The sequence below is a fragment of the Paenibacillus senegalensis JC66 genome, from assembly GCF_000285515.1.
GTDB lineage: Bacteria > Bacillota > Bacilli > Paenibacillales > NBRC-103111 > Paenibacillus_L > Paenibacillus_L senegalensis.
Window position 1 is genome coordinate 50947 of record NZ_HE610967.1, and the last position, 11124, is coordinate 62070.

12 protein-coding genes are annotated in these 11124 nt (G+C 45.7%); 10 read left to right on the forward strand and 2 right to left on the reverse strand.

What is annotated here, in order from left to right; genetic code table 11:
- Positions 1 to 117: 117 nt before the first annotated feature.
- The 9 genes from PSHG_RS25335 (at position 118) to PSHG_RS25375 (ending at position 8155) form a co-directional block, all read left to right on the forward strand.
- Entirely contained in the window at positions 118 to 1062 is a 945-nt protein-coding gene (locus tag PSHG_RS25335; RefSeq protein WP_010279717.1) for a DNA-directed RNA polymerase subunit alpha, read from the forward strand.
- Between the two features lie 26 nt (positions 1063 to 1088).
- Positions 1089 to 1472 carry a 50S ribosomal protein L17 gene (rplQ, locus tag PSHG_RS25340; protein WP_010279721.1) on the forward strand — a complete coding sequence of 128 codons (384 nt, stop codon included), beginning with the start codon at positions 1089 to 1091 and terminating at the stop codon, positions 1470 to 1472.
- Between the two features lie 403 nt (positions 1473 to 1875).
- The gene (gene truA, locus PSHG_RS25345) at positions 1876 to 2655 is read left to right on the forward strand and encodes a tRNA pseudouridine(38-40) synthase TruA (protein ID WP_010279724.1); all 780 of its coding nucleotides are present in this window, start codon (positions 1876 to 1878) and stop codon (positions 2653 to 2655) included.
- A 243-nt stretch (positions 2656 to 2898) separates the two neighbouring features.
- Positions 2899 to 3336: a 50S ribosomal protein L13 gene (rplM, locus tag PSHG_RS25350; protein WP_010279727.1), complete on the forward strand. Its 438-nt coding sequence runs from the start codon at positions 2899 to 2901 to the stop codon at positions 3334 to 3336.
- An 18-nt stretch (positions 3337 to 3354) separates the two neighbouring features.
- A complete protein-coding gene (gene rpsI, locus PSHG_RS25355) occupies positions 3355 to 3747 on the forward strand; it encodes a 30S ribosomal protein S9 (RefSeq protein ID WP_010279730.1) in 393 nt (130 codons plus the stop codon).
- Between the two features lie 324 nt (positions 3748 to 4071).
- On the forward strand, positions 4072 to 4764 hold the full coding sequence (locus tag PSHG_RS25360) for a phosphoadenylyl-sulfate reductase (protein WP_010279733.1): 693 nt from the start codon (positions 4072 to 4074) through the stop codon (positions 4762 to 4764).
- Between the two features lie 100 nt (positions 4765 to 4864).
- Positions 4865 to 6037: a sulfate adenylyltransferase gene (gene sat / locus PSHG_RS25365; RefSeq protein WP_010279737.1), complete on the forward strand. Its 1173-nt coding sequence runs from the start codon at positions 4865 to 4867 to the stop codon at positions 6035 to 6037.
- 137 nt (positions 6038 to 6174) lie between these two features.
- Positions 6175 to 6936 carry an N-acetylmuramoyl-L-alanine amidase CwlD gene (gene cwlD / locus PSHG_RS25370; protein ID WP_010279741.1) on the forward strand — a complete coding sequence of 254 codons (762 nt, stop codon included), beginning with the start codon at positions 6175 to 6177 and terminating at the stop codon, positions 6934 to 6936.
- 109 nt (positions 6937 to 7045) lie between these two features.
- Positions 7046 to 8155, forward strand: a complete 1110-nt coding sequence (locus PSHG_RS25375; protein ID WP_010279745.1) for an Mrp/NBP35 family ATP-binding protein — start codon at positions 7046 to 7048, stop codon at positions 8153 to 8155.
- A 156-nt stretch (positions 8156 to 8311) separates the two neighbouring features.
- On the opposite strand, the gene gerD is transcribed toward PSHG_RS25375, so the two are convergent.
- Entirely contained in the window at positions 8312 to 9040 is a 729-nt protein-coding gene (gene gerD, locus PSHG_RS25380; protein WP_010279750.1) for a spore germination lipoprotein GerD, read from the reverse strand.
- Between the two features lie 231 nt (positions 9041 to 9271).
- Positions 9272 to 10036 (reverse strand): polysaccharide deacetylase family sporulation protein PdaB, encoded by a 765-nt coding sequence (gene pdaB, locus PSHG_RS25385; protein WP_010279754.1) that lies wholly within the window; start codon positions 10034 to 10036, stop codon positions 9272 to 9274.
- 142 nt (positions 10037 to 10178) lie between these two features.
- Between pdaB and PSHG_RS25390 the strand changes: the two genes are divergently transcribed.
- On the forward strand, positions 10179 to 10790 hold the full coding sequence (locus PSHG_RS25390; protein ID WP_010279757.1) for a stage II sporulation protein M: 612 nt from the start codon (positions 10179 to 10181) through the stop codon (positions 10788 to 10790).
- The last annotated feature ends 334 nt before the right edge of the window (positions 10791 to 11124 follow it).

Genomic DNA, 11124 nt, shown 5'->3' on the forward strand with positions numbered 1-11124 from the left:
GAAGTAGTATAAATATCCTCCACATGTGAATAATGGAGTTGAAGGATAGGCATACTACGTGTTTTTATGTTTATCGGGTATCCAGTGGAAACGACGTTTCGAAGGAGGGTAAACTTAATGATAGAAATTGAAAAACCAAAAATTGAGACCGTAACAGTGAATGATGAAGGAACGTACGGTATGTTTGTGGTTGAACCTTTGGAACGGGGATATGGTACAACACTTGGCAACTCGCTTCGCAGAATTTTGTTGTCCTCTTTGCCAGGTGCTGCTGTAAACTCCGTTCAAATCGAAGGTGTCCTTCACGAGTTCTCTACCATTCCTGGTGTAATGGAAGATGTTACGGAAATTATCCTTAACCTCAAGGGACTATCGTTAAAGATTCATTCCGACGAAGAAAAAGTGCTGGAAATTGACGCGGACGGAGAAGGTATTATCACGGCAGGAGATATCCGTGCGGACAGTGATGTGGAAATTTTGAATCCTGATCTGCATATTGCTAGCCTTTCGTCAGATGCCCGTCTTCATATGCGGATAAATGCTAATCGTGGCAGAGGCTATGTACAAGCAGATAAGAATAAAAAAGAAGATCAGCCGATCGGTGTCATTCCGATTGATTCGATCTATACCCCAATCACCCGCGTCAATTACAGTGTGGAAAATACGCGTGTTGGTCAGGTTACTAACTATGACAAGCTTACCTTTGAAGTGTGGACCGATGGCAGTATTCGTCCGGAGGAAGCTGTTAGTCTTGGTGCCAAAATATTGACCGAACATCTGATGCTGTTCGTAGGTTTGACCGATGAAGCAAAAGATGCGGAAATTATGATAGAAAAAGAGGAAGACAAGAAGGAAAAAGTATTGGAAATGACCATCGAAGAGTTGGATCTTTCCGTTCGTTCCTACAACTGCTTGAAGCGTGCGGGGATTAATACCGTTCAAGAGCTGATTACGAAAACCGAAGAAGACATGATGAAAGTCCGGAATCTTGGACGCAAATCTTTGGAAGAAGTACAGGAAAAGCTCGATGAATTAGGATTAAGCCTTCGCATGGAAGACTAGATTTCCGATTAGAAGGAGGGAACCTCATGGCATACCAAAAGCTGGGTCGGGATTCCAGCGCACGGAAAGCTTTGTTCCGTGATTTGGTCACCGATTTATTCATTAATGAACGCATTCAAACAACAGAAGCCAAGGCGAAAGAGGTTAAATCGATCGCTGAGAAACTGATTACCTTGGCCAAGAAGGGCGACCTTCATGCTCGCCGTCAGGTTGCTGCGTATGTACGCCGCGAGACGGCTAGTGTAGATGAGGAAACTGGTAAAAAACAAGATGCTATTCAAAAGCTGTTTTCTGAATTGGCCACTCGTTATTCCGAGCGTCCAGGAGGATACACTCGTATCTTGAAGCTGGGGCCTCGTCGTGGAGATGCTGCTCCTATGGTCTATTTGGAATTGGTGGATCGAGCTTAACGACTGGATAGGAAAGGGTGGACAGAATCCTAGATTCTGCTGAAGCCCTTTTTTTTATAGCAACGATATGTTTCTGGTGTCCCTGCAAAGTACCTGTCATAACTCCAAGGCTTCGCTCCAATGCTGGGTATTTTTATGAGAAATTAAGGGTTCTTTGCTCGTGACGCTATAAGGCCGAAGAGCCGGTGTAACCCCGTGGCTCCACTCTGTGGGGCAATTTGCGCCTATAGAGCCAGCCTTACCTTTGTGCTGAACGCCAGCCGCCCCCTTTTAAGGGGACGGGTGCAGCCATCGGTGAAAGAAAGGACTCTCCATGAGAGGATTCGGCTTTTGGTGTTGGGATCGGGGAAGATCTTATCACTCGCTATAATTTTCTTCTTTTGATGGTGGTGGGTTCATAACAATGCCAGGCACGGCTAACAGAAATATAAAATTAACGGTTAGTTATGATGGAACACAATATAGCGGCTTCCAGATCCAGCCTCAGGCTAACACGGTCCAAGGTGAACTGGAACGGGCTGTTTTTCATTTAACGGGGCAATCGGTCAAGCTAACTTCCTCAGGCAGAACCGATGCAGGCGTTCATGCGCGATGTCAGGTAGTTAACTTCGAAGTAAACTCGAGCATTCCTATCGACCGTTGGTGCTTGGCTTTAAATTCACGACTGCCCAAAGACATCGTGGTACACACTGCAGAAGAGGTGCCGATGGAGTTTCACGCGAGAAGATCGGCGGTTTCCAAAACATACCGTTACAGCATACAGCGAAGCAAATGGGCGAATGTTATGTACCGGGATTCCCGGTTGCATCATCCGGGCTCTCTTTCTCTTTCCGCCATGGAAAAGGCTCTGAAGCAGTTGGAGGGGACACATGATTTCACCACTTTTTGTTCCCGCCGAGCGGCTGTAGTTTCACACGTGCGGACCATCTATTCCACCAGCATTGTGTTTGAAGCGGAGCCAATGCTTGGAGATGGTGATGCAGGTGTGATTCATATCTATATACAGGGTAACGGCTTTCTGTACAATATGGTTAGAATCATTGTGGGAACGTTACTGCAGATTGGGGAGGGCCGGAGGCAGCCGGAAGAGATGGGTATCATCCTCAGCGCCAAAAACCGAAGCTTGGCAGGTCCAACTGCTCTTGCCCATGCTCTCACCTTGTGGGACGTGCAATACGAGTAGAGCCAGGCAGCAATGTCATAGCTGCCGCATAAGTTAGGGAACGGGACAGAAAAAGCTGATAAAGCGGCATTCTTTTGCGATCGTTCTCTTGATAAATAACTGCAGATATAGTATGATATACCTTGGTGTTTCATACAGGCTATCCCACAGCCCCGAGTCTGAAGCTACCAACCTTAAACTAAATGAGAATACAGAATAGACGTAAATAGATGAAGTAATTCGAATGCTTAGGAGGATCAAGCAATGAGTTCCACATATATGGCTAAGCCAAACGAAGTAGAACGGAAATGGTATATTATCGATGCCGAAGGTAAAACTTTGGGACGTTTGGCAAGCGAGGCTGCTGCTCTGATTCGCGGCAAACATAAGCCCCAGTTTACTCCTCATGTGGACACCGGGGATTTTGTTATTGTCATCAATGCTAGCAAAATCGTTTTGTCGGGTAATAAACTGACGGATAAGAAGTATTACCGTCATTCCATGTATCCAGGCGGATTGAAAGTAACCACCGCCCAAGATATGCTGAAAAACAAACCGGAGCGTATGCTGGAGCTGGCTATTCATGGCATGCTGCCTAAAACACGCCTCGGTAACAAGATGAAACTTAAATTGAAAGTGTATGCTGGAGCCGAGCATCCGCATCAAGCACAACAACCTGAAGTTTACGAACTTCGCGGTTAATAAAGGGAGGACAGTTTCGTGGCACAAGTACAATACTATGGAACAGGTCGTCGTAAACATTCGGTAGCACGTGTCCGTTTGGTGCCGGGTGAAGGACGGATTGTTATCAACAAGCGTGATTTAGATGAGTATTTTGGTTTGGAAACATTGAAGCTGATTGTTAAGCAGCCATTGTCTTTAACAGAAACGGTGGGCAAATACGATGTGCTGGTTACCGCACATGGCGGTGGAACAACTGGTCAAGCGGGTGCGATCCGTCACGGTATTTCCCGTGCTTTGTTAAAAGCGGATCCTGAATTCCGCGGCTCTCTGAAAAAAGCGGGCTTCCTGACTCGTGATCCTCGTATGAAAGAACGTAAGAAGTACGGCTTGAAAGCAGCTCGTCGTGCACCTCAGTTCTCCAAACGTTAATTTATGTTATATTACAAGCTCTCGACCTTTAACGGTCGGGGGCTTTTTGCATTTTCTGCGGCCTTACTGCTCTGGTCGGTAGTCTTAGACGATACGGCAAGCCAGCTTATCGCATTCAATTCATCCACTAGATGAGATGGGCAAACTAGATCCATAGGTTTTTGCACCTTTTGCCCATCTGTTCATAAGCTGAATTTAGAGCCAAAGCGAGAACTTTATTTCAATTATGGAAAAAAGAGGGTTGACTAAAAATGGAATTGCGACAATAATTAAATTTATAATTCCTATATGTATACTAAGAAATAGCGTAAAGGAGGACGCCAAATGAATTTGTTGGAGAAAGAAGAACTCATTCACCAAGCGAGTATTGACCTAGAAAAGATGTCTGCTGGGGAAGTCATATCCTGGGCGGTAGGGCGCTTTCCCAACCTTGTACTGGCTTGCAGCTTTGGCGCAGAAGACGTGGTTCTCGTTGATATCCTATCGAAAATCAGTCCATCCACAAACATATTCTACTTAGATACAGACCTGCATTTTAAGGAAACCTATGAAACAAGAGATCGTCTGGAAGACCGGTACGGGATCCGTTTTATCCAAGTTAAACCGAAACTAACCTTGGAAGAGCAAGAGGAACAGTTTGGGGCTGAATTATGGAGCAGCAATCCCAACCAATGCTGCAGCTTGCGCAAGGTAGATCCGCTTACCAGTATTTTAGCTCAATATGAAGCATGGATTACAGGTATTCGCAGAGATCAGGCTCCTACCCGGGCTAACGCCAAGAAGATAGAATACGATACCAAATTCGGGCTGGTAAAATTCAATCCTTTGGCCGATTGGAGCTCTGACGATGTTTGGCAGTATATTCGTGAGCATAAACTTTTTTACAACCCTCTGCATGATCAGAATTATCCTAGTATTGGCTGTGATAAGTGTACCCGTCCTGTCATGCCGGGAGAAAACCCACGAGCAGGGCGCTGGTCTGGGCATCAAAAGACAGAATGTGGTCTGCACAAATAACGCAGGGAGCTCAGCTAATACAGATTTGAGCCGTTGAATCATGATACCATTAGCAAAATGGCATGATGGACTCCATTTGAAGAATAAGGAGGAGCAGTTTATGAATCAAAGCCTGCCTGCGCATGGGGGGACATTAATAAACCGGTGGATGGAGGGGGAGCAGCGCCAAGCGTTACTTGATGAAGCCGCGTCTCTTCCGGCTGTGCCTGTAGATAATTGGGCACTATCAGACATTGATCTAATAGCGGTTGGCGGCTTCTCCCCGCTAGAGGGCTTTATGGTGGAGGAAGACTATCACTCCGTCATCGACAGTATGAGGTTGAAGGACGGCACGGTCTGGAGTATCCCTATTACATTGGCACTAGAGGATTCCCTATTCGGGAGTCTATCTGTTGGCTCGCGTATTGCATTAGTGGGTGAAAGCGATCAGGTGATTTATGCCGTCATGGACATAGAAAGCCTCTATAAGGCAGATCAGAAACATGAGGCTCGAAAGGTGTACAAAACAGATAGTGAAGAACATCCCGGAGTGGCCAAGTTGTATCAGCGGCCGGCTAACTATGCGGGAGGTCCTATTTATGTGTTGAACCGCCCAAGTAAGAGTAAATTTGCTGAGTACCATTTAGATCCTGCAGAGACCCGGCAAAAATTTGCCGAGCTGGGTTGGAAAACGGTTGTTGGTTTTCAAACACGAAATCCTGTACATCGGGCACATGAATATATCCAAAAAAGCGCCATGGAAATTGTAGATGGTTTATTTCTCAATCCTCTCGTGGGCGAAACAAAATCGGATGATATATCTGCCGAGGTTCGAATGAACAGCTATCACGTGCTGCTCAACCACTATTATCCTAAAGACAGAGTCTTTCTTGGTGTCTTTCCAGCGGCAATGCGGTATGCCGGACCTCGAGAGGCGATCTTCCATGCTATTGTCAGAAAAAATTATGGATGTACACATTTCATTGTAGGCCGTGATCATGCCGGTGTGGGAGACTACTACGGAACTTATGAAGCGCAGGAAATTTTCCGGGAGTTTTCAAGTGACGATTTGGGTATTACGCCTCTGTTCTTTGAACATAGCTTTTACTGCACACGCTGCGGGAACATGGCATCGAGCAAAACCTGCCCCCATGATAAATCGGCGCATATGCATTTATCGGGCACTAAGGTAAGGGAAATGCTTAAGCAGGGAATCTCCCCGCCTCCTGAGTTTACCCGTCCCGAGGTGGCAGAGGTGCTCATCGCGGGCGTAGCCGAACGGGCGCTTACCTGACCGATTAGCTTTGTTTAGATCGCGGTTAACCTTTAGTTGATCTCCTCGTGAAAAAGCGAGGGGAGATGCTTGTCATAAAGCTCCACCTTTGTCCATAAGATGGTAATAACATTTTAGCGGATGAGGTGGTTTTTTTTATGCGTAAATTTCCTAGAGGCATCGTATTCTGGCTTAATCTTAACGGCAGCTTGAAGCTTCTGTTAGGTTGCTGGATTGTTGCCCTCCTTGTTTATTTGTTCACTTTTGAGCTGCCATCCGCTAGAACCTGGTCGTATTGGACCCTTCCATTGTCAGGAAAGGTTATTGCCCTTGATCCCGGGCATGGAGGTGTAGATGGGGGAGCTGTCAGCAAGGATGGATTGATTGAAAAAGATGTTACATTGAGCCTCGCCCTATACTTAAGAGACTACTTGCAGGAGGCCGGTGCCATAGTAGTGATGACTAGAGAAACGGATAAAGATTTGGCATCTCCAGGTACGAAGGGGCTGAGTAAAAGAAAAACGGAAGATTTATTAAATCGAGCTGATTTTATCGAAAGTCATAAAGCTGATATGCTGGTCAGTCTCCATCTGAACGCCATACCATCAGCAAGATGGAGGGGGGCGCAAACCTTTTACTATTCAGGAGGCCAGGCTTTAAGCAAACCTCTGGCAGCCCATATTCAGGATGAGTTAACGCTTCAGCTGCAGAATACGGACCGTGTGGCGCAAACAGCCGATACCGTCTATTTGTTGAAAACTTTGCCGATTCCCAGCGTATTGGTGGAAGCAGGTTTTCTCTCCAACCCGGAAGAAGCGGCTTTGCTGTCCCAGGACGATTATCAGCGTAAAGTGGCCGCAGCGATTTATCAAGGGATTTTAAAGTACTATAGCGGGGAAACTGTTGGTGAGGCTAATTAAAACTGCTATAATAATGATGGTCGAATCAATTTCATAAAACGTTTAGTCTGCATAGAGGAATTGATTCGGTGTGCTGAAAATAAATGTATAGAAGCGGTGGGGTGACTTCATGGTTTCCAGGGAGCAAGTAATTGAAGCTTTAGCACATATATACGATGCAACTTATAACCGTCCAGTAACTGAGCTTAATTTGATCAAGGACGTAATGGTCAAGCCGGATCAGGCGGCTGTTACTTTTGTTTTGACGGCTGATGATGAACAGCTAAAGGCTCAGTATCGGCAGGATGTTGAAGAAGCGATCAGCCGTCTTGGAGTGGCCGATGTGCATATTCGTTTTCGCCCGATCAATGACTTTGAAAAGCAGGAGCTTGCTGCCCTGTTTTCCGGAGATAAGGCCGGCGAAAAGGAGAAAAACCCTCCTAAAAAAGAAATTCCAACTCATGCACCAAAAGAAGCACCACTGCTTTCACCTGAATCCAAAACCCAGTTTATTGCTGTAGCAAGCGGTAAAGGAGGAGTAGGTAAATCGACGGTAACCGTTAATCTTGCTGTATCCTTGGCTAGATTAGGCAAAAGAGTCGGGATCGTAGATGCGGATATTTACGGATTCAGTGTACCGGATATGATGGGAATCGAAACTCGGCCTGCACTTGTGGACAAGCGTATTATTCCTGTAGAGCGCTTCGGAGTAAAAGTCATTTCCATGGGTTTCTTTGTGGAGGATAATTCGCCGATTATTTGGCGTGGCCCTATGCTAGGCAAAATGCTGCGAAATTTCTTCTCCGAGGTAGAATGGGGGGAATTAGATTATCTGATCCTGGATCTTCCCCCTGGAACTGGAGATATTGCATTAGACGTGCATCAGATGATTCCCCAAAGTAAAGAGCTTATTGTCACAACACCCCATGCCACGGCAGCTTTTGTAGCTGCACGCGCGGGTGCCATGGCCCTGCATACGAATCACGAAATCCTCGGTATTGTGGAAAATATGTCTTATTACGAAACCTCAGATGGTAAGAAAGATTATGTGTTTGGCCGGGGTGGTGGCGCCAAGCTTGCTGAAGAGCTGCATACGGAGCTTTTGGCGCAAATCCCACTCGGTGCTCCCGACAACCACGTCGCTGAGCCAGACTTTTCTCCTTCCGTATACAAGGAAGGCACTCCGACGGCTGGCCTCTATTTAGAGGTTGCCCAAAAAATCGTGGACAAGCTGGGGTAAATCTTTATCTTACCTGAAAAAAGTAAATAAATTCGATTCGCAAGCATCTGGCAGCAAGTTATAGACAAACAACCATTGACTTAATCTGCATCTGTTCGAAAGATCCGCCTGGGATTCTCGCCAAATGCATACTTAGGAAAGAAGAGCAGAGCTCCTTTAGCTCTGCTCTTCTTCATCTTTATTCTGCTCCTGCTTTTCTTCTCCGCCTTCACCCTCACCTTCTCCCTCTCCCTCTTGACTGTCTTCTTCCTGCTGCGAACCTTGCTCTCCTTGCCCTTCGCCGGACTTCTGCTGATCCGATTTTGGCGGTGGCTGAGGGCGGCTTTCTTCCCTGACTACTGCACGGAACAGTTCCATCAATTGAACTTTGAATAAAGGGCTTTTTAGCGATTCGTCCATCATCTTAATGGTTTGCTGCCGGTATTCGGGGCTTTTCATTGTTTCCATAACCAAGGCTTTAAATTGTTCGTTATTCATCAGCTCAAGCATCTGCTGCTGATATTCAGGATCTTTCATGAGATCCTTATTTAATTGTTTGCTGTATTTTTGGAGCGATTTGGCGAAATCTCCGGCAAATTTCGGTTCCAGCATTGTTTGCTCAATAAGCTGCGTGTAATTCGGGTCCGTTAATACTTCCTTGACCGCTAATTGGATTTGTTGTCCTTCCCCTGTGGACAGCAAGCGCATCGTTTCGTTTTGGTTGCGGTTTACGGCCTGCTGAACGGCTTGTTGCCCTTCATCGGAATTTAAAATGTCAAGAAGCATGGATTTGACATCTTTATAGCCAAGACTGCTTTGTTCCGATTGCTGCTGGGCTCCACAGGAAGTAGCAAGCACGCATGCCAAAAGAAGTAGAGCAATAAGGCGGATGGATGACCATTTCATGTGTCTGAGGCTCCCTTCCTGAAATAGTATGTTTAGTGTGCGTGAATCTGATTGAATTATGTTGCTTCAAATTAGCTTTTTGCTGTAAAGGTTGGTACAATTAGGTCAGTTTGGGGACCGGAAAATTAAGTTCGCTGCAAGCGTACAATACAGGCGTAAAAACACAGCTGGTTTACAACAAAAAAAGCCCCGCCTAAGGGACTTTTTATCATATTGCGGTTCGGATGAATCTTACTGATCTTCGACAGCTTTTTGTTGAACGGTGGTTTGCTCGAGCAGCTGGGAGACGGTAACAAATTCATAGCCTTGAGATCTGAGCTCGTCAATAATGACAGGCAGGGCCTCATGGGTTTGTTTGCTTGAGTCGCTGGCGTGAAGGAGAACGATGTCTCCGGGATGGGCATTTTGCAGAACGCGTTCCGTAATGACCTCAACCCCAGGATTCTCCCAATCCATGGAATCGGTATGCCATTGAATGACTTTATAATTCAGTTCATCGGCTATTTTTAATACCCTTTTGTCAAAGTCGCCGTTAGGCAGTCGGATGAGTTCCGGAGCCATGCCCAGCTCATCCTGTAAGATTTGATGGGCGGTTTGTATCTGCCGGCGAATTTCATCGTTCTCCAGGCTGCTGTAATTGGTATGTTTGTGTCCATGGCTGCCAATTTCAAATCCAGCTTGTTTAATTTTTTTGGCGATATCCGGATGGCTTTTGACCCATGGAGAAGACAGGAAGAAGGTAGCGTTCTGTATTTCTTTGTCAGCAAGTACCTGCAGAATTGGTTCGGCACGCTCTTCGCCCCAACTAATATCAAAAGTCAGAGCAATCCATTTCTTATCGGTTGGCACACTGTAGATGGCCGCCGGTTCTGCTTGGGTAAACACCGACACATTCCCTTTTTCGGCATAAATAATGCCGCAAGCAAAGACGACTGCAACGAACACAATCAAATACTGCTTAATCTTCCTTCCGTTCAAAACATAAAAATGATTCACGAGAAATGAACCTCCTTTGACCCGCTAATCCTCCCGGATGGGGCTTGGAATACTTGTCTGCTAAACAGTCTATGCTCGGACAACCAATTTATGTCTGGTAACATAAAACGATTTAACTAGATTCTGAAAGTGGGGGTATTACATGAGTTTTCCAGCATTATGGAAGCATTTTAAAGAAATGAAGCATTATTTTATTGCTGCAACGCTTGCGTTTTTTGGCGGGGCCTTTCTTGGGTATACGAACGAGGACGCTATCGGAGGTTTTGTAGGCCAACAAATTGGCCAGCTGCAGGGGGTGATTGGCTCTTTGACCGGGGATGAGGCAAGTCCGTGGTTTTTATTTTTTTATATTTTGATGAACAATACGTTTTTATCGATCGTCATTATGTATTTAGGCGCTTTCTTTGCCCTGGTTCCCTTATACTTTTTAGTTTCAAATGGCTTGCTGCTTGGGTATTTAGCATTAGAGAACAATTCGGCGGGAGAGTGGATGTTTTTTGCAAAGGCCATATTGCCGCATGGAATTATTGAGATTCCGGCCATTCTGATTGCAGGAGCTTACGGCATTAAGTTCGGCTTTTTGATGGCGGAAGGTGCGCTCAGTTTTATAAGCGCCAGAAGAAGAGCGATAGTACAGGAGAAAATCATTACTTTCTTAAAATTGACGATTCCTTTACTGGCGGTCATAGCAGGAATGCTGTTTGTAGCAGCTATTCTGGAAAATACGCTAACTCCTTGGCTGTTGTCCTTGTAACCCCGGGTAATAGGAGTTTAATTGTGGAGCGGGGGTTAATCTGAACAGATAGAACGAGCAGAGATTTTTTTCTGAGGGCATCATAATTCAACACAAAATTGTGCATAACATTAAAAGATTGGTACATGAACATACGATGAGGCAGACTAGATAAGCCAGTACCACCATTGCATGGCAGAAGCAGCGAAATATCCGCCACATTTATAACTTATGATGTTAACGTGTCAAACTGCAGGACTGTTTAACATCTAGAGACGTGAGGAAATACGTGCTTACATGTGATTTTCAATTATGGTGCTATATGCAGGGGATCTTCCTGCAGGCTATGCGGTTT